The 20,040-nt window shown below is 26.9% G+C and carries 20 protein-coding genes and 1 riboswitch; of the genes, 14 read left to right on the forward strand and 6 right to left on the reverse strand.

Features of this window, described 5'->3' with window-relative positions; translation table 11 throughout:
* Nucleotides 1-112: 112 nt before the first annotated feature.
* The 3 genes from AC2JAQ_RS05875 to AC2JAQ_RS05885 form a co-directional block, all read right to left on the reverse strand.
* Complete coding sequence (locus tag AC2JAQ_RS05875) at nt 113-598, reverse strand: hypothetical protein (protein ID WP_488458365.1); 486 nt, start codon at nt 596-598, stop codon at nt 113-115.
* 193 nt (nt 599-791) lie between these two features.
* On the reverse strand, nt 792-1,136 hold the full coding sequence (locus AC2JAQ_RS05880) for a hypothetical protein (RefSeq protein ID WP_488458366.1): 345 nt from the start codon (nt 1,134-1,136) through the stop codon (nt 792-794).
* Nucleotides 1,137-1,176: 40 nt separating this feature from the next.
* Nucleotides 1,177-1,446, reverse strand: coding sequence for a hypothetical protein (locus AC2JAQ_RS05885; RefSeq protein WP_488458367.1), 270 nt, complete (start codon nt 1,444-1,446; stop codon nt 1,177-1,179).
* Between the two features lie 171 nt (nt 1,447-1,617).
* A riboswitch (cobalamin riboswitch) is annotated at nt 1,618-1,796 on the forward strand.
* Nucleotides 1,797-3,069: 1,273 nt separating this feature from the next.
* Here AC2JAQ_RS05885 and AC2JAQ_RS05890 point away from each other — a divergent pair.
* On the forward strand, nt 3,070-4,080 hold the full coding sequence (locus AC2JAQ_RS05890; RefSeq protein ID WP_488458368.1) for an SPL family radical SAM protein: 1,011 nt from the start codon (nt 3,070-3,072) through the stop codon (nt 4,078-4,080).
* A 553-nt stretch (nt 4,081-4,633) separates the two neighbouring features.
* On the opposite strand, the gene tlp is transcribed toward AC2JAQ_RS05890, so the two are convergent.
* Nucleotides 4,634-4,861 (reverse strand): small acid-soluble spore protein Tlp, encoded by a 228-nt coding sequence (gene tlp / locus AC2JAQ_RS05895; protein WP_488458369.1) that lies wholly within the window; start codon nt 4,859-4,861, stop codon nt 4,634-4,636.
* A gap of 487 nt (nt 4,862-5,348) precedes the next feature.
* On the opposite strand from tlp, the gene AC2JAQ_RS05900 reads away from it, so the two are divergent.
* Together AC2JAQ_RS05900 and AC2JAQ_RS05905 are read left to right on the forward strand one after the other, a co-directional pair.
* On the forward strand, nt 5,349-5,690 hold the full coding sequence (locus AC2JAQ_RS05900; RefSeq protein ID WP_488458370.1) for an SdpI family protein: 342 nt from the start codon (nt 5,349-5,351) through the stop codon (nt 5,688-5,690).
* Nucleotides 5,691-6,017: 327 nt separating this feature from the next.
* The gene (locus AC2JAQ_RS05905) at nt 6,018-7,481 is read left to right on the forward strand and encodes a sulfatase (RefSeq protein ID WP_488458371.1); all 1,464 of its coding nucleotides are present in this window, start codon (nt 6,018-6,020) and stop codon (nt 7,479-7,481) included.
* 373 nt (nt 7,482-7,854) lie between these two features.
* Here AC2JAQ_RS05905 and AC2JAQ_RS05910 read toward each other — a convergent pair whose 3' ends face one another.
* On the reverse strand, nt 7,855-8,532 hold the full coding sequence (locus tag AC2JAQ_RS05910; protein ID WP_488458372.1) for a ferric reductase-like transmembrane domain-containing protein: 678 nt from the start codon (nt 8,530-8,532) through the stop codon (nt 7,855-7,857).
* 282 nt (nt 8,533-8,814) lie between these two features.
* On the opposite strand from AC2JAQ_RS05910, the gene AC2JAQ_RS05915 reads away from it, so the two are divergent.
* The 11 genes from AC2JAQ_RS05915 (at nt 8,815) to AC2JAQ_RS05965 (ending at nt 18,634) form a co-directional block, all read left to right on the forward strand.
* Complete coding sequence (locus AC2JAQ_RS05915; protein ID WP_488458373.1) at nt 8,815-9,084, forward strand: hypothetical protein; 270 nt, start codon at nt 8,815-8,817, stop codon at nt 9,082-9,084.
* A 219-nt stretch (nt 9,085-9,303) separates the two neighbouring features.
* A complete protein-coding gene (locus tag AC2JAQ_RS05920) occupies nt 9,304-11,235 on the forward strand; it encodes a beta-N-acetylhexosaminidase (protein ID WP_488458374.1) in 1,932 nt (643 codons plus the stop codon).
* Between the two features lie 346 nt (nt 11,236-11,581).
* Nucleotides 11,582-11,803, forward strand: coding sequence for a hypothetical protein (locus AC2JAQ_RS05925; protein WP_488458375.1), 222 nt, complete (start codon nt 11,582-11,584; stop codon nt 11,801-11,803).
* 638 nt (nt 11,804-12,441) lie between these two features.
* The gene (locus AC2JAQ_RS05930; protein WP_488458376.1) at nt 12,442-13,077 is read left to right on the forward strand and encodes a dihydrofolate reductase family protein; all 636 of its coding nucleotides are present in this window, start codon (nt 12,442-12,444) and stop codon (nt 13,075-13,077) included.
* 278 nt (nt 13,078-13,355) lie between these two features.
* On the forward strand, nt 13,356-13,820 hold the full coding sequence (locus AC2JAQ_RS05935; RefSeq protein WP_488458377.1) for a hypothetical protein: 465 nt from the start codon (nt 13,356-13,358) through the stop codon (nt 13,818-13,820).
* 175 nt (nt 13,821-13,995) lie between these two features.
* Nucleotides 13,996-14,418, forward strand: coding sequence for a MarR family winged helix-turn-helix transcriptional regulator (locus AC2JAQ_RS05940; RefSeq protein ID WP_488458378.1), 423 nt, complete (start codon nt 13,996-13,998; stop codon nt 14,416-14,418).
* 290 nt (nt 14,419-14,708) lie between these two features.
* A complete protein-coding gene (locus tag AC2JAQ_RS05945) occupies nt 14,709-15,122 on the forward strand; it encodes an EamA family transporter (RefSeq protein ID WP_488458379.1) in 414 nt (137 codons plus the stop codon).
* Nucleotides 15,123-15,476: 354 nt separating this feature from the next.
* Nucleotides 15,477-16,154, forward strand: a complete 678-nt coding sequence (locus tag AC2JAQ_RS05950; protein WP_488458380.1) for a hypothetical protein — start codon at nt 15,477-15,479, stop codon at nt 16,152-16,154.
* A gap of 214 nt (nt 16,155-16,368) precedes the next feature.
* A complete protein-coding gene (locus AC2JAQ_RS05955; protein WP_488458381.1) occupies nt 16,369-17,106 on the forward strand; it encodes a hypothetical protein in 738 nt (245 codons plus the stop codon).
* Nucleotides 17,107-17,589: 483 nt separating this feature from the next.
* Nucleotides 17,590-18,141: a hypothetical protein gene (locus tag AC2JAQ_RS05960; protein ID WP_488458382.1), complete on the forward strand. Its 552-nt coding sequence runs from the start codon at nt 17,590-17,592 to the stop codon at nt 18,139-18,141.
* Nucleotides 18,142-18,364: 223 nt separating this feature from the next.
* The gene (locus AC2JAQ_RS05965) at nt 18,365-18,634 is read left to right on the forward strand and encodes a hypothetical protein (protein ID WP_488458383.1); all 270 of its coding nucleotides are present in this window, start codon (nt 18,365-18,367) and stop codon (nt 18,632-18,634) included.
* 85 nt (nt 18,635-18,719) lie between these two features.
* On the opposite strand, the gene AC2JAQ_RS05970 is transcribed toward AC2JAQ_RS05965, so the two are convergent.
* On the reverse strand, nt 18,720-19,754 hold the full coding sequence (locus tag AC2JAQ_RS05970) for an acyltransferase family protein (RefSeq protein WP_488458384.1): 1,035 nt from the start codon (nt 19,752-19,754) through the stop codon (nt 18,720-18,722).
* Nucleotides 19,755-20,040: the final 286 nt, after the last annotated feature.

Here is a 20,040-nt window from a genome sequence, read left to right on the forward strand (position 1 = left end):
TTTATATACCTACGTGATAAATATAATTGAAATTCTCTAGTAATTTCATAATATATGTTAATTATACAATATATATGTTAATTATACAATATTTAAGAAAAAGGTAGGTATATTAAGATAAATTAATAGTAAAAACTGTGTTTTCAACCTCAGGATTTCCTATATAAAGTCTCATAGCTACAAGTGGAATATAAAGTATAAATACCTGAGCCATGGAGGTTATCCCTATATATAATGGAAGATTAAACAGTTTATTCATGGTACTAAAAGAGTAGATAATTGATGCAGCTAAAACTACTCCCATAGAAGTTACGCACATAAAAGTAAATTGTCTTAAGTTTTCTTTACTTCTCATAGTTTTATTTGTATATAGTGTAAAGAGAAGGACTCCAAGAATTATTGCTACATATAAATAAGACCATTTAAAATAAGAATTAAAGCGATAAAGTGCCAAATTTATAAAAGTATCATCAATATAACCATAAGTTTCTTTAGCCATTCCTAGTTTAACTATTAATATGCTTTTTATTAGAATTGTAGTAATTATTCCAGTTAAGATTAATAATGCAGAGGAGGCTATGAATAATTTCTGCTTCATGAGACTTTTTCCTCTACCTAAAAAGATACTTATTGCAATTATAATCAAAAAAGCTATAAATATAATAATAAACACCTCAATTCTTTGCATTTATATACTAATTATAACTTGTTTTACAAAATATTACAAATAAGAGAAGTAGGTTTAAAAGAAGATATGAAAAAATTACCATGATTTATTTTTTACTTATCCATTATCTTTTTCTAAAAACTACAATTAAATTTAATATAAAAATAGCAAAGCTTACAATAGATATTAATACAAGTCTATTAGACCAAATAGAAGAATTCAATGCATTATTGTATGCTAATACCCCTTGAAATATAAGACCTGCATACATAGCCAATCCACATAGAACATCAATACCCAAATCAAATATTTGAGTTGATTTTTCAATAGAATGATTTCCTTTTGATTTTTTATTAATATATAGTGCTTTGAAAAAATTTACGCATACAATAATAAACAATGTAACGTAAGTAAAAAAGATAAATTGAAAATAAGACATAATATCATCTAAAGGTTGTATTTCCAACATATTTATTATCCCCCTTATATAAACAGTATATTTTTATTTTCTATTTTATAAACTTTTCTTTTAAAAATAGTAATGTAATAATAACTAAATATATAATTACAACATTAAAAAGAAGGCCGCTTATACTGATTGATGTAGAAAATAGAAGTGTATTGCTTTCTTGAGGAAATTCATATGTTGTAAAATATTTAAAGGGGAATCCCCAAGTTTTAAAACCACCAGAGTTTAATTCAAAAGGCGTTATAAAGGTTAAAAGTACAGTTAGCCAAGCAGCTAAATTTAAAACTCTCAAGTTAATTCTTTCTTTCATATATTTCTCCTTTAATATCCATTTTAATTATAATATACTAAAATATTGAAAAAATAGTAGTTTCAAATAAGTAAATTTTTTAAGAGAATTATTTAAAGTATTAGATTTTATATGGAAAAACGTTGATAAATAGAATGTTTATTTATATAATATAAATAAGTAGATAAATATAAATCTACTTTTGAGTTAGGTGCAGAAATGCTTAATAGGGAATTTAGTGTGAAACTAAAGCTGCCCCCAGCAACTGTAAGTGACTTCTACTTAGCAATATGCCACTGTGAGTATTCATGGGAAGGCTCTAAGAAGAAATAGTCATGAGCCAGGAGACCTGCCTGATTCAACGTAACAGTTTATCTTTCTGGGGAAAGAGGCAAGTGATTGAATTTTTATCATACTAGAAGGTTATTAACACCAAACTTAAATAAATAAGTTTACTGAAAAGTATGGATTTTAACTTGGTAAACATGCTTAAAAGTAAGAGGTGAAGCTACAAAGAAGTAGCTTAGAATAAGTATGATTATATAGATTTATCAATTAACTTGTAGAGATTTTCCTAGATAGGTATTCAAAGAGAGTATCTATCTTTTATTTTTGAGTAATTTAAGCTAGGGTTACTTAAGAATAATAGCAGAAAGCAAATCTAAAACAGGTAAAATAACTCAATGATGAGTATGGCTCAACGGGGAGCTAAGGTTCAATGAGGAATCTAAAAAAACAAACAGAGCTAAGTTGTTTTTAAGATGATATCAATTCAAAATATCAACTAACAATGGGGTTAGTGAATAGAGAATATCTTCTAAAATTTAAACAACTTAGAAAATTTTTATATTATAAGATAAGCGGACAAGTATAAACTTGTCCGTTTTCCATTAAAAAAGATAAGTCAGTATTAAATAACTTTAAACATTTTCTATGGATATAAGCTTCTTTTAGGTTTGATAAATCCTTTCAAAATTTATTTTTTATTAAGTGATATATAACCACATCTTAAAGCCATTTTTTCTAATGTGTATAAGCAGGTCACATTACATAATGCACACAATGCTGAATATAAGCCAATGTGATTAATATTATTTAAAGATAGAATAAAAATTAGAAAAAAAATTAAAAGACTAAAGGCTAATTGCATTTCATAATATTCTATATTTATAACCCTAAATTTGCTTTTAACTGAAGTGTTTTTCTTTAATTTAAAGGCTTTTATATTCGAAAGAACCTTTATAAATGCTAAGGAAAGAAATAGACTTTCTATTATTCTCATAAAGATTAGCTCCTTTAAAATAACTAAAAAGTAGCAAAATAAAGTTTTTGCTATTTTATTTTTGTTTATGTTTTAAACTATTATTGATTTTTAACTAGATCTAGAATAGTTAGCTAAAATTTAATTCATCTAATTTTAAGTATACTAGCTGATTGAGGATTTATGACAATTTTACTTAATTTCGCTAGGGTAAATGTGCAAATTAAAAATAGTTAATTATTTTTATTCTTATTCTAAGTTTATTTTCAAAAAAGTTTCCATAAAATTTTATGTAAAAGTGGAGGTCTTAAGGAATAAAAGAGGAAAAGTAAAGGAAAAATAACTTCTATGAGAATAAAAGATTTAAGGAAAGGATTGAGAAAATGAGAGAGTTTAAGCCAACAAGGGTTTATTATGAACAAGGAATAATAGCATATGCTCAAGGGAGGGAGCTTCTTCAAAGATATAGAGCTTTAGGAATTCCAACCATAGAAATTGAGTCTCATAATAGAATCAATGAACTTAGATTTCAGCCTCATAGTGAGTTTAATGTACTTAAGAAGTATTTGGTTTTAGGCACAAGAAAGACACTAAAGCTTACAGAAAATGATAAAAGTTCAGATTTCATAGTGCCATTTACCTCTAGTGGATGTGCAGCAAGTTGTCTTTATTGCTATTTAGTTTCTAACTTTGGAGTTACTTCTTATTTAAGAGTTTTTGTTAATAGAGATGAAATAATGAATGAGGTAAAGAAAAATATAAAAAAAATAGGGAAGATGGCAACATATGAATTAGGATGTAATTCAGATATGGTTTTGGAAAGCACTATAACAGGAAATTTAAGATGGGCAATTGAGGAATTTGGAAAGCTTGAAAATGCAAAAGCTACTTTTGCTACAAAGTTTCACATGATTAATGACCTTTTAGATGCTAAACACAATGGAAATACTCAAATGAGAATTTCAGTTAATCCTGAGGAGATAATAAGGAAGGTTGAAATAGGAACAAGTTCTTTAGAGGAGAGAATAGAGGCAGCTAATAAGATGTATAAGGCTGGATATAGAGTTGGATTAAACATAGCTCCAGTTATTTTAGTAGATGGATGGGAAAAGCTTTATAGAAAGATGTTTAAAACCTTAGGAGAAAAATTAAGTGACGGGGTAAAAGATCAAATTTTTATAGAGGTTATATTCATGACTTATAGTATTTCAAATGATATGATAAATAGAGCTAGTATGTTAAATTCAGTAGATATATTTCATAGAATTAAAATGAAACCAAAGGGAGGAGGAAAATATCAATATAAGAGTGAAGAAAGAGAACCAGCGGAAAAGTTAATATTAGAACTAATAAAAGAATACTTGCCTAAGGGAACCTTAAGCTATATGGTTTGATAGAGAGACTATATTTTAATTAAATATTGATTTTTAGCTAATTATAAGTGTAAATTTTATTAAGGTTATCTTATAGTTTATTTAAAAATCAATAATGAGTTAAAATATATTAAAAAAATTCTTGCAAAAAGTTTTATTTTATAGCTTAAAAATTCTTATAAAAACATATGATTTTTTAATAAATCTAAAATTAAGAAAGAGTCAAAATAGCCAATTATAAGGTGGTATGACCAATTTCAGTTAGCGAAATCGAAATAGATAATAGATGGCATAATTAAAGTGAATATTTTAACGAAATTAAAAGTTATAGTAGAATAATGTGACAAAATAATTTGCTACTATAATATATGTAAGTTTTTGTTCATTTTGGGAAGTTGTTAAATATTAAAGTTAGTGATAATATTTAAGAATATCAGAAAGTATTAATTTATATTGTATATGTTTATGTGCGTATATGAAAAGCTATTCAGTGGGAGGAATAGCTTTTCTTTTTTTATCTTAAATTATATAAATTTAGCTTTTGAAGGTTTATCTAAAATTTAAAAGTATGTAGTTACTTAGAAGCATTTTTCTTGTGGCATGCTTCATCCTTAATTTCATCTATAAGAGAATTTAGTGCTTGTTCTCTTCTCTCGTTCTTTGCTTTTAGTTCCGCCTGAGTATTACGGTTGTCTGTTGAATTAATCATAGATTCAGATTCATGGATATTTTTAATTGTGTTATCAATAGTGTTTTGAATCTTATCTACATTATCTCTTCTATCATCTGGATTTTGTTTCATGAAATGATTTCCTCCGTAATAAAAATAAATTGCTTATAGGTCTAAAATCTATTTGGAATAGAGGCATTCTCTTTAATTAAACGAAGTGACAACAATCTTGAGAGAGTTAAAGTTGATTGACTAAATCTAATTAATTACACTTTTAAATAATTGTAAGAGATAGGCTATTAAGGTTTAGACCTATAAGCTTTTAAAAAAGTAAGTAGTTTTGGAAGAAGGTATGAACGAAACCTTCTTCATAACTTAGTATTTGCTTAATTTAATTTTATATACAAAGTTTTAATTAAGTCTTTATATTTTGGGGAGTATTGCTTTAAAAAGGAGCAATTTGTAAAAAAAACAGCATAGATAAAGAATTTTGGGCTTATTTGGCAAGTGAAATTGGTAGAAATTAATGGTAATATTGAATATGTATGATTTGGAAAAATATGAAATTATAGTTGGATATAAGGTAGCTTTATTCTATTAATGAAAGGGGTAAATATTCTTGGTTATAATTTTTATGGGAACAGTTATATTTGTTGTAGGTCTTATATGTAAGAAATTACATGATGACTATAAGGAATACCCAAATCTTTTTGTAGGATATAAACTTAAGTATGCAATGAAGGATAGAGAAACTTGGGAAGAGGCAAATAATTATATATACAAACCTTCTTTAGTAGCTTTTATATTTTCTGTGATTTTTACATTGATACTGGAGAAGTTTAGTTTGAAAATTTCTAATTTAGGATATATTTTAGTAATAGCATTAGTTTTACTTGGACCTATAATTTGTACAGAAATACATATAAGAAGGTTTAATAAGAAAAGGGAAATTAAGAAATAGAAGAATACTGCGTAGTTAGAATATAATTTTAATATTGTTGAGTACTTTAGATTATAAAAGGACTAGAAATCAAAATAAGCACTATATAGTGCTTATTTTTTTATTACAATTTTATGTTTTTATTATAAACTTCTACATACTCATCATTTACTTTGTTTTAATATTAAAAAATTAAGACTTTCTTTTAATTTAATTATCTTTATAAAATTTTACAAAGTTTATTTAATTTAATATAAATAGAATTTTCCCATAGGATTTTAGAAAGTTATGTTGAAGTATATAAGGAGAGGATTTTTAAATTTCATTATATTTAAAGGAGTTGAGAAAATGAGAATATTAATGCTAGATTTAGATACTTTAAGAGCTGATCATTTAGGTTGCTATGGGTATGGTAGAAATACATCACCCAATATAGATAGCGTTTCAAAGGATGGTGTAACCTTTGAAAATTATCATTGTTCAGATGCACCTTGTCTTCCTTCAAGGGCAGCACTTATGTCAGGAAAATTTGGAATACATACAGGAGTTATTAACCATGGAGGAGTTTGTGCTGATTTTAGAATCGATGGTGAGAAGAGAGATTTTAATGATAGCATGGGCTTTAATAGTTTACCGATGTTTTTAAGAAGTGAGGGCTTTTATACAGCATCAATAAGTACTTTTGCTGAGAGACATAGTGCTTGGTGGTTTAATGCAGGCTTTAATGAACTTCACAATGTTGGAGGATGTGGTGCAGAGTCAGCAGAGGAAGTAACTCCTACTGTTTTGAAATGGATAGAAGATAATGGGGACAAGGATAACTGGTTCCTTCATGTAAACTATTGGGATGCGCATACTCCTTATAGAACTCCAGAAGGTTATAAAAATCCTTTTGAGGGAGATGGCTTTAAGAGATGGATAAGTGAAGAGAGATTTAATGACCATCGTAAGAATAAAGTTGGTCCTCATGGAGCAAGAGAAATAGGAATGTATAATAGTGATACATCTCCAAGATTTCCAAAACATATGGGTGAGATTAAAAATTATGATGAACTTATACAGTTCTTTGATGGATATGATTCAGGTATAAACTATATGGATTCTCATATTGGAGAAATACTTAGAGCTTTAAAGGATAAAGGGTTATATGATGACCTTGCTATTATAATAACATCAGATCATGGTGAGGCTATGGGCGAGTTTGGTATATATGCAGAACATGGAACTGCAGATTACACAACAACTAGAATTCCAATGATAATAAAATGGCCAGGAGCTATGAAAGAATATAGAGATAGTGGATTCCACTACAACTTAGATTTAGCACCAACATTAGCTGAGTTATTCAATAAGGAGAAAAAATCTTATTGGGATGGACAAAGTTATGCCAAAAGTATTTTAACTGGAGAAGATACAGGAAGAGATTACTTAGTTTTAGGACAATGTGCTCATGTATGCCGAAGAGCGGTTAGGTTTAAGGATTATATTTATATGAGAACTTATCATGATGGATATCATTTATTCCCAAAGGAAATGCTTTTCAATGTTGTAGATGATCCTCATGAAATAAGAGACTTAGCAGAGGTAAGAAGAGATTTATGCATGGAAGGAGCATACCTTCTTCAAGAATGGCATGATGAAATGATGATGACCAGTGAATGTGATGTTGACCCGCTTTGGACTGTAATAAGAGAAGGCGGTCCATATCACGCTAAGGGGCATTTGAAAGCATATTGTGAAAGATTAGAAGAAACAGGAAGAGGATGGGTAGTTCCGGAACTTAAGAGAAGACATCCAGAAGAATTTAAATAGGAATTTATTAAAAAGCAAACAAAGGAACTTATAAATAGTTTTGAGTATTAAATGAAATTATAGAGTTTTTGATTAGTAGTTTAAATTTATATAATTAAAGCTAATTAATTTGTATATTATTATTTAAATAGTATGATTTTAGCTAAAAATTTTCATACAATGTTTTAAAAATTGAAATTCATTTAAATAAACTCTTTAGCTATTTATAAGTTCTATTGTTTTAAATTTATATAAAGATTTTCTTATATTAAATGTTATATGAGTATATTATTTAATATTTAAAATTAGTCAAATATTAACTTGTCCATTTTTAGTATATTAAAAGTATAAGGTCTATTTATTCTTATATGTTAATAAATTTTATACGCTAAAATTAAGCTTTAACTTTATCTTTAAAATACTTTCTTATGCGTAGGAAGTAATATGCAAAGAATATGATGCTATATAATAGTATTTCAAAAAGCTTATTGTTATACTTTGGTATGTATAAAAGCATTATATGTATATATATTAGACCATAAAATAAATAGGCTGATCTTTGAATTCTTTTCCAAGTTTTATAAGGCATTCTTTTTCTTACACATTGAAATGAAGTAATCATTAAAGGAAGCATTAAACATATCATGATTAAGCTCAATAATGTTGCAAAAAGCTTATAATAGGTTAAAGAGTATGGGTTAGTAAAGAAAGTAGGGAAATAATATATTCCGTATAAAATATTGTGTCCTAAGGTTAAAATACAGGCTATTATTGAAAGCTCACCTCTTATAGCAATTAGGTTTTTCTTGTATTTAAAGGAATTACTTAAAGTTCCCGTGTACATTACTATAGTAAATAAGGCCAGTGAAAAAGTACTCTTAGAGAATATACCTATTGTATATTTACTTATGTATTTCGGTACATAGTTATGTAAATCAGTTTTCATAAATACTATGAAAAATATAGCTATTAGAGTAGCTATTACATAGAGTATTGAAGAATATTTTTTAATTTGTTTGTAATAGACAATACTCAAGAATGTTGTTATTAATAATGAAATTATAAGTAGCATTAATCTACCTCCTTTATTGTTATTGATAATCAATTTCATTTAGATTATATATTCAAGTTAACTTTTAGTCAATAAAAAATTCATTTTTTATAAAAAAGAATTTTTATTTATCATAAAATAAATTTTTAAGTAGGATATTTGAGTTTTATGTGGAAGTATATAAGAAACAGATCTTAAAAAATTATTTGAGGAAAAGAGAAAATTAAATAAAAACTTATTGGAGTATATGTAATTGTTTATTTGTTATTTGTATAAGTATATAAGTGAGAATAGGGAGAATTTATGGAATTAGATATCATGAGATGGGGCAAACAAATAAAGGCTGTATATGGTGTTAGTTTTTGGATACTTACAATATTGATAGTTTTAAGTGAGTATATAAAAGACCATATTAGATGGGTTATATTTATCCCATTAGGTGTTTTTGCGGTTGCATCAATATTAAATAGTTATTTAAAGGTTAAAGAGAATAAGAGTAAGTCAGATATGACTACATTAATCTTAAATATGTTAGTAATTGCATTTATATTCAGTGTTTTTATAATTATATAAAAATACGGATGGAAATTATACTATAGTTTAGATGAAAGCCGATTTTTAACAGAGCTTTTAGAAATAACTTAATTTTGTAAAGCATTTCTAATAGTCAGTTTAGATCAGAAAGTGTCACATATTTATTAAGATATAAATTTTTATTTGAAAGTAACTTATAGTTTAAAGCATAAGTTAAAATTTATATAATTTCTAGATTAGTATGAGAGGAGAATAAAGATGAGAATTAAATTAGTTGGGTTAAATGAGGAAATGTCTGAGGCTGTTAGGGGATTAGAAGGGCTAATTGATTTTCAGCTTTATAATGAGAAGGAAAATAAGGAAGTAAGTCTAGTAAACTTAGAAAAGATAGATGTTTCAAAGCTTCCTAAGAGTTCAGAAAATGTCATAGAAGTTGTTAGAGGAGTAGTTAATGAAATAAGGTATAAGGAGAAGCATCACTTTTTTAGGGCTTTGAGTTTATATCTTCAATTTGCTAAAAATGGAGAAGAGAGTTTTTCAAAAAGTGAAAAAACTTGTATTGACTCAGTCGGATCAATGATAGATGCTTCAAGAAATGCTGTTTATCGAGTTTCAGAGGTTAAAAAAATCTTAGGATATATGGCTTTAATGGGTCATAATAAATGTATGCTTTACACTGAAGATACTTATGAGGTTGATGGATATCCATACTTTGGATATATGAGAGGAAGATATACTAAGGATGAATTAAAAGAGATTGATGATTATGGATATTCCCTAGGTATAGAGGTTGTACCATGCATACAAACCCTAGCTCACTTAAAACAAACCTTAAGATGGAATTATGGTGAAGGTATGAAGGATACTCATGATGTGCTTTTAGTGGGAGAAGAAAAGACTTATAAGTTTATAGAGGCGATGATTTCATCATTGAGAGAATGCTTTAGAAGTAAAAATATTCATATAGGAATGGATGAAGCCTTTGATTTAGGAAGAGGACATTATTTAACTAAGCATGGACATGTTCCTCATCAAAAACTTATGGTAGAACATTTAAATAAAGTTAATGAAATAGCTAAGAAGTATGACTTTAATCCAATGATGTGGGATGATATGTTCTTAAGATGTGGAGCACCGGATGGAGGATACTATGATACTGACATAGTTATAACTCCTGAAATAGCTAATAATATTCCAGAGGAAGTTTCCTTAGTTTATTGGGATTACTATAATTCTGATGAAGAAAAATACAAAAAGCTTTTAGATATTAGGGATGCATTCAAAAATAATATTATCTTTGCAGGTGGATGTTGGAGATGGAGTGGTTTTGCACCAAACTATTCAAAGACATTTACTACAACAAATGCTGCCTTAAATCAATGCAAGGCAAAAGGAATAAAAGAGGTCTTTGCTACTGCATGGGGAGATGATGGATCAGAAACCCCAATATATTCAATAATGGTAGGGCTTATACTATTTGGGGAGCATGGCTACTATGAGAATGTAGATGAGGAGTGGATAGATGAAAGATGTAAGGCCTTAACAGGTTTAAGTATGAAAGACTTTATTTCTTTAGAAGAACTAGATCTTGTTCCTTCAGTTAAAACTCCAAATATGGAAGTTTGCAATCCTTCAAAATATATAGCATATCAAGATATACTTTTAGGAGCTTTTGATAAGCACTTAGAAGGATTATCTTTAGAAGATTACTATATGAATCTTTCTAAAAAATATGAAGAAATAGGTGAAAGAAGCGGTGACTTTAAGTCAATGTTTAAGATGTACTCTAAGTTTGCTGTCTATCTTTCTGTTAAAAGCGAGATTGGATTAGAAATAAGAAAGGCCTATTTAGAGAATGATAGAGATGCCTTAAGACTTATAGCATATAGCTTTATTCCAGAAATACAAGAGAAGTTAAAGAGTTTCCATAAGAGCTTTAGAGATTTATGGTACAAAGAATGCAAAGGTCAAGGCTTTGAGGTTATAGATATAAGACTTGGAGGGGTTATGGCAAGATGTGACTCTGCTATGTATAGAATTAAAGCTTACCTTAAAGGTGATATAGAGGGAATAGAGGAGCTTGAAGAGGAAAGACTTTATTTTTCAGAACATTTTGGTGGAGAGGATTGCAAGCTTATATGCTGCAACGAATATCAAAAAATAGCAACTCAAAATATTTTAAGTTGGTAAAATAAAGGAATATTTAATTAAAAGTGATTGGTGCAAAAGAGAAGACAGGGGATTCATTAGAGAAGTATATATAGTAAAAGATAAGAGTTGGTTTAGGAAGTAAACTGGCTACTAAGGCCGAGAATAGAATTTATGATTTAGAAATTGAAAGTAATTTTAAACTATTATTGGCTTTAAGGTTAAATAAGGAGGAATTTTTAGTGGAAACCTTTGGAGAATTGTATGGTATATTAGAGCCATTTATAATGACTATTTTACTAGTAGTTTTCTTAATTTTTATAAATAAATATTTCAAATGGAAAATAGGAGAATAAGTAAGGGGAGAATATAGAAAGGATTTTATTGTATGGACAATAAAAATGTTAAATTGCTTTTAGTAGCTTTAGGATCTTTTATGCTTGTATTACTTCAAGCAGAAGTATTTCAGAGGTCTATAGGATTCTTAAATTTTGTAGGTGTAACTTTATTAGGGGATATATTCTTTTATTTAAGTGGACTTTTATCTTTTGTGGGAGTAGTTATTTTCGCAATTACAACCTTTAAGCTTATAAGATGTAATATTAAATAAAATAAGGAGGCTATACCAAAAGTTTCTCAGAAGGGGGAAATATAAAGGTATAGCCTTCTTCAATTTAAAAAGGCATATAGAAAATTTGAGAAATTAAGACTTTCTAGGAGGTGATGAACATCAATCACAAAAATGGAGTCTTAACTTCTATAAGGATACACACTTAGATTTCCCTTAAAGAAATCTTTTATACTATATATTTGAAAGCTTATTAATGAAATTAAGAAAAGATTTTATGAAAGAGTACTTATTCAGTTTATATGAAATTTTAGTTTAATTAATTTTAGTAGTAAACTTATATATAAGAAAGGGAAAACTTTCTTATATTTTAAGAGAATATTAATTTAGGCTTTGCTTTAAACTAGTGTTGATTTTCAGAGTTAGCTTAATTTAAATATAGTCTAAAAATACTTATTTTAGGAGGTGGACGTTGAGATAATATGTATCTTTAAGTACGCTTTAGGAGAGTTATTTTACGTAATTATTAATTGTATTTTTTAAATTAGTAATAAGTTTAAAGGCTTATTGTTTATTTGGGAGTTATATGTTTAGCATAAGAGAATTATGATTACTTAAAATAGATTTATAGATAAAGGATAATAAAAGAAAATATACATATTATTTGCAACAAATTAGGTATGAGTAAAGAGAAAAAAGTAATATTATATATTGCACAAAGTTTGGATGGATATATTGCAAAGGAAAATGGAGATGTTAATTGGCTTGTAGGAGAAGGAAAAGAAGATATAGACAATGGCTATGAAGAATTCTTAGGTGGAATAGATACTGTAATCATGGGAAGAAAAACTTATGAGCAAATAGTTAATGAGCTAAGTACAGAAGTTTGGCCATATAAAGGTAAAAAAAGCTACATATTTACAAAAAATAAAATAGATGAGGAAGCTTTACTTGAAGAAAGTTTAAGAGATAAAAGTGATGATATAATATTTGTTAATGAGGACTTTGGAAAGCTTTATAGCAAAACAAAAACTTACAATGATGATATTAAATTTATAAATGAGGATGCAGCTAATTTTATTGAAAAGATTAAAAAAGAAGAGGGAAAGGATATTTGGATTGTAGGAGGATGTGAGTTCATTGATACTTTAATGAAGAAAGATCTTATTGATAAATACATAATAACTACAATACCAGTTATATTAGGAAAAGGAATTCCTTTATTTAAGGATGGTAACCCTGAAATTAAGTTAAAACTTGATAATGTAAAAATTTTTGATGGAATGATTATGAGTGAATACTATAGAAGAGGATAGAATTTAATAAGGCTACTAACCATATTAGAAATCTTTTATGATTAATAGCCTAAAAAAAGAAAAGGAGTACTTTAGTGTATGAAAAATATACTTTAAGTGTTCCTTTTTTAGTTTATTAAGATGGCTTAGAGTTATTTCTGAAAAGTAAAAACTTTTATTTGACAATAATTATTGTTGGGAGTAAAATGATTTGCATAGGAACGAAGAGTTCTCATGCGAACCATTTTTAGGAGTTCAGCATTTAATAGATTAAGATGATTTTAGAGGAGATGACACTTATGGAAGAAATTAAAAAATTTACTCCAAGAGTTAGTAAAAAAGTTTTACTTTTCATAGCAGGATTAGTTTGGGGATTTGCAGGATTTAGAGTATTTACTTTAGGATTTGGAGATGTTATGTCACATCACGGTAATTTAATTTTTACAACTATTTTCGCTGCTATTGTATTTTTTGTATTTTTTAAATTTATATTTAGTAAAATGTTTAAAAAGCATACAACAAGAATTGTAAACAGTGAACTTGATAAGCATTGTGTATTTTCATTCTTTGATTTTAAAGGTTATATCATAATGGGATTTATGATTTTCTTTGGAATTACAGTTAGAAACTTAGGAATATTTAATCCAGTTTACTTAGGAACTTTCTATATTGGATTAGGAGCAGCATTATTTATAGCTGGTATATATTTTTTCGTAGGATTCTTTACATTTGACAATTTAAAAGTTAAATATAAAATAAGCTAATACTTAAGATAAAGAAAGCTAGTGGTGCATAGAGTTTAATAAACCTCTATGTACCATTTAATTTTATATAACTTGATAGAATATTTTGCTATATACTTAAAATTAGTTTAAATATAAAGGAGTATTAAACAATGAGCTTTCTTAAAAATAAAGTTAAAAAAAAAGAGGGATTTATATGAATTATGATTCATTTGAAATAGCTATGCTAATAAAGGAAATTTATTCAACCACTGTAGGGAAGGTTAGTGAGGGGCTTAAGGAAAGTGGACTTACTCACCAACAAATAACAGTTATTAAACTTATTGCTCATAAAGGAAAAGTTACAGTTAAAGAGCTTTGTGATGAGATGTCTCTTGCTAAGGGGACAGTTTCTGGCATTGTTTCAAGACTTGAAAATATGGGGTATGTTGAAAAATTTAAGGATGAAAAAGATAAGAGAAACACTTATATAATATTTTCTAAAAAGGGAATAAACTTTGCAAGAACATTCAAATGTGATATAAACAATAGCTTTGATAGTATATTTGAAAATTTCACTCATGAAGAAATTAAAGAAATAAGAGAAGTACTTTTAAAACTTAGAGACAAAATAAAGTAAAGGATAGGCTGATGCTAGTTCTTTATTTTAATTAAACATTGTTTTATATTTAATATTTATCATTTTATTTATTTTAGGCAATTTTTTGATTCAAATTAAGAGAAAGATAAGTACAATTGATAGTGCTACATTTAATTTAAACTATTTATGTTTTGTGAAATTTTCTATATTGTTACAATTAAAGGAGATTAAAAGAATAATTAATTTTTAATTAACTTTTCTTTTAATGAAGAAATATTGTGATAAAATATGAAAGTGATAATCTATTTCAATTGAATGGGGGAGAAAATATGTGGTTTATTTACGCTATGCTATCAGCTGTTTTTGCAGCACTAACCTCTATATTAGCTAAAATAGGAATTGAGAATGTAAACTCAAATCTTGCTACAGCTATTAGAACTGTTGTGGTATTAATACTAGCTTGGGGAATTGTTTTTATTACAGGAAGCTTCAAGGGAATCAAGAACATTTCAAACACTTCTATGATATTCTTAATACTTTCAGGTTTAGCAACTGGGCTTTCTTGGCTTTTCTATTATAAGGCCATTCAAATGGGGCAAGTAACTAAGGTTATAGCTATAGACAAGCTTAGCATAATAATAACAGTAGTAATGGCATTCTTTATTTTAAATGAGAAAGTAACTATAAAAACTATTGGAGGAGGCATACTAATTTTCATAGGTACATTATTTATGGCATTATAGTTTTAATAAAATTTTTTTGGTTATTTAAATGAATTTAATTAAGTCAGTATGTGTTTTATTTTTTCTGAAACATATGCTGACTTAATTTTATAATGTTTTCCTATTACTTATAATAAATAATATCCTAGCATATTGAGAAAAATATAATTGGGTGATTAAAATATATGTTTACTTTAAAATATAGATTTAATATAGTTATTCCTAAAAACTTAACTAATTGCTGGTAAAAATGACACTTCATCACTTTTTATAGCTTTTTAGAATTGTAAAATGGTTAAAATATGGTTTGTAACTCTAAGTTTGTTGATATATAATAGTTGAAGGTTATTTTTAAATGGAGGAGACACTTAAGGGATGGAAAATGAATTTGATATTGAGTTTAAAAGGTATTTATATCATGTTTTAGGAAAGGACAACCTTCAAGAGTTAGAATGCGGTGAAGAAAATGGGGAATGCTACTTAGAGGTTGGTAGTAAACTTTCCATAGACCTTTCAGAGGATATGGTGAGCCTTTTGACGGACAAGGATAGTCTCCTAGTTATTCTAAGGTTTCCAAGTGAAGCTAAGAAAAGTTTTAGAGGAGTTAGCAAAGGAAAAGTTGATTTTGGATTTCAGCTTTTCGATAAAAAAGAATTTGGTATGCACTATGATTTTGTAGGTTTTACCTTATCTATTAAGGATGCTGTAGATTATAGTGATATGAGACTAGATTTTAATTTTACTCCGGAAGGTTTTGAATTTTCAGAAAGAATGGACTATGCTTTAAATATAATAGCTATAGATGAAAATCATATTGTAAGAGCTATGAGGAACATTAGACTTCCAAGGGAACTTTGTAAGATTATTAGAGAGTACTATGTGAAAATTACAAATGAAGAATATGATAGAGAGCTTGCTTTAGAAGATATAGAGAATCTTGATACCATACTTTTTGATGGAATAACTTCAAAACAGGTGGAGGAGAGTTTTAGTCTTTACAATTTTACAGATGAACCAGAAAAGTCCACCTTAGATAAATATATAGAAGACTAAAATAAATAATAATTTATTGGAAAAGTATATATTGTAAGCATATAGTTTTGCAGAAGACTGTATTAAAATGGAGCTAATTACTGAAACTTATAAGTTTTTATGTAAGTTTTAATTAAGTAAACATTTTGATACAGTCTATTTAATTTTCTGTACCAATAGGAGATTTTGGTATATAATGGTTTAAAATCTTATTGTAATAAATGGGGAGGTTTTTATGATGAATGAAAAGCTTAGTGATGTAACAGATTTCGTCAGAGAACTTATTAAAACAGAAGAATTTGAAGATGAACTTTTCTTAAGTAACATTAATGATGCTAAGGAAGAGCTTAGAAAGAGTTTGGAGTCAGATGAGGAATACGATGATAAGGGGGTTATTGTTGGTATAGGAGATAAGACCTATATGGATATTAAAGGAGACAGTGCAATGATTCTTCAGAGTAGGGATGAGTTTAACCTTTTACTTAGATGGGATAATTCAACATCAGAAGATCAATTTGCTATTAATTTTGGAAAGATGGAACTGGGGTTTCAAATATATCCTAAAAAAGAGTTTGGGCTTTTAAGAGACTTTGTAGGTTTTACTCTTACCATAGACGGAGTCTTAGAATGTAGTGCATTTCCAGTTGATTTAAATTTTGCTTCCGATGATTTTTATCTATCAGAGGATTTGGATTACACTTTTGAAGTTCTTTTAATTGAAGGAAAAGAAGGTATAGTAAGAGCCATGAGAGAAATAAAAATGCCAAGAGAACTTTGTAAGGTTATTAGAGAATGCTATATAAAAATAAAAAGTGATGATTATGTTGAGATAGAAGGTTTAGAGGATAGAATGAATATTCAATGGCATGTTAGAAAGCTTGGTGGAAAAGTTGTTGAGAGTAAATATGGAGTGTATAAAATGAAAAATGAAATTCAGCTTTCTAAATTAAATAGTTACATAAATCTTATATGATTTTTTGTATGAAATTACGAAAAATATAAAAAATAAATTTTACATATATAAGGGATAATCTAGTGGTATCTAGATTATCCCTTTGATTTTAGTACTTCTAAGGGTATTGGTATTTTTGTTTTGAAACTTTTACCAAATTATTCATCATTGTTTTATTAAATTAAGAATATTTACTTATTATTTAAAATATGCTACTATTTAATTGGGATAAAAAGGAAATGGAAAAATTATAGAAATGCATGTTAAATTATAGAAGGTGATTTTATAAGGGGAAAAGGTTGCTATTTTTTATGTTACGAAGGAGTAAAGTTATAAGGGGAACAATTTAATAAAGTAAATAAAATTACTTTATTTATAAGGTTAAAAGCAAAGAGATACCTGTTAAATAACAGTGAGAAATTCAAATTTGTTTATGATTTTACTTGATTTACTTTGCTAGATTAAATTAAAACAATTTATGGCAGTGGACAGGAGGTTAATTAAGTGAAAAAAAATATTAAATTTTTGATTTCAGGAATATTTATTACAGTTGTAGCAGGAAGCTTTATGGGATGTAATAATTCAGATAAAGCATTAGCTAAAGGGAAAGAGCTTATTAATGAAAAGCAATATGAAAAGGCAGTTGCTTCTTTAGAGTTGGCATTAGACGATAATCCTAAGAATAAGGATGCAAAAGAATTAAAAGAAATGGTGGAAGATTATTTAGCAGCAGAGAAAGCTTTTAAAAGTGGTCAAATTAATAAGGCTGAAGTTAAAATTGAGGCTATAGGTAATAAAGATGAAGCTTATGCAAGTTTTAAGGAAAGTGTAGATAATCTTGTGAAAAATATAGAGGAAAAAGATGAATATGATAAAGCGATAGCCAGAGATATGGAAAAATTAAATCAATTTATAGATAATAAAAATTATGTAGATGCTTTATTACTTGCAAAAAGTTTGGATGGAAGACAAATCTCTGAAGCTCAAAAAGAAAGGTTTGATAAATTAAAAATAAAATTAACTTCAAAAGTTTCTACAGAAAGTACAGATAAATGAATAGAATTTATTAATGATTATATTATAAAAGAAGAAAGTGAACATATTAAATATGATACATTAAATTGGAACAAAATTAATTATAAATTTTTGCAATAGATTTCAAAATATGATTAAATGCTTTAATTAAAAACATAAAAAAGTTTTATATAAGTGAGTATATCTTAGAACATATTTCTCTATATAATTTTAATATTAAAGGGATTTTATAGGAGTATATTTTATGAAAAAAATTAAGTTTTATAGAAAGCTATTATTTTTCTTTGGATTAAAGGAATTAACAGAAGACATTGATTTAGATTTTAATTCAAATACAAGAATAGCATTTAGCAGTACCTATTTAATAATACTGTATATATTAAATCAATACTTTTTAGAAATCTTTATAAGTAATGTAAATATAGTTTTTAGAGGAATTATATTATTAGCTTCATTAAGTATATTTGTTGAAATTTTATATATGATAACTATGAAAAAGTATAATAGTAAGTAGATGTGTAAGATATTTTTTTAGATAAAAAGTTATTAAAAATAATTAAAGCAAAAAAATAAAGAGGATAAAATAAATATTTATCCTCTTATTCTTTTATAAATAACAAGTTATTAATTTTATTTAAGAACTTAGAGAAAATTCTAGCTACTCTATTTCTTGAAAGAATAAAAGTAACTATCAAAGAACCTAGTATCAAGGCAAAGAGCTTGCCTGAATTACTAGACATTAAAGTTGTTAATCCTAAAATACTACCGATGAAGTAAGTATGTAGGAAATATACTGCAAGAGTATTTTTACCTATTTTTGATAGAAATGTTGGTTTATCAATCATTAAGTTTATGAAAACATAGACAAAAGCAAATCCTATAATATAAACTGAAATATAAAGCAATATGGTAGTAATTATATTTATATTAAAATTATGATATGATCTATCAGCCCAGAAAAACTCATCTGGAATATTTGTGAATCTAACAAATACAAAAGCTATTAGAATTCCCATGGATACAATAAGCAGTGCAGGAACCTTATTTAAAAATCTAAACTTTATAAATTTCTTAAGCTTTTTAAGTCTTTCCTCACTAGAGTAATATCCAGCTAAGAAAAAAGGTGCAAAGGTAATAGTTCTTGAAAGAGCCATATAAGCACCAAACTCTCCAGATAATTTTACAATTATACCAACAATAATGCTAAGCACAAATACATTTTTAAACTTCAAAAGATCTGGCAGGAATATCTTCCATAAAAACATAGCAAATATATACCACAATGCCCATCCAGGAGTAAAAAAAGAAAATGACTGTGCATTGGGAAGTTCAACAAATCTACCATGTAAAAATAATGAACCTATTAACTCAAGTAGATTCCAGATTATATTAAAAAGTAAAAATGGTATAAGAAAGTTTCTAACAGCATTCTTACGTCCTTTTTCTACATTCTTAGAAAGATAGCCTGAAATAAAAACAAATACAGGCATATGAAATTCATATATAAAAACATATAAAAATCTTGCTAGCTCATAATCCTTTCTAATAAACTCTAAACTGTGTCCCAAAACAACTAAAAATATTAGAAGGCCTTTACTATTATCAATTAAGTAATTCCTAGTCTGCGTTTTCAAGTAGTCCACTTCCTTAAATAAGTTTTGAATACCTTTACTATATTATTTGTAGCATAAGAAAAAGTATTATTTTTATAACAGATTAATTATATCACTAAATAGTTTATATGAATTAAAAATATTTCTATAAAAGCGCTAAATTTATAGAGATAGTATGTAAAAAAATATAAGATATATTTTTTTATAATATTAAATAGAAAAAATACCTGTAAATATAAAATTAGTCTTTAGTTAATATTCAGGTATTATGATATAATTAATTAAAATACTGCTAAACAAAATAAAA

This window comes from Clostridium sp. LIBA-8553 (assembly GCF_057782465.1).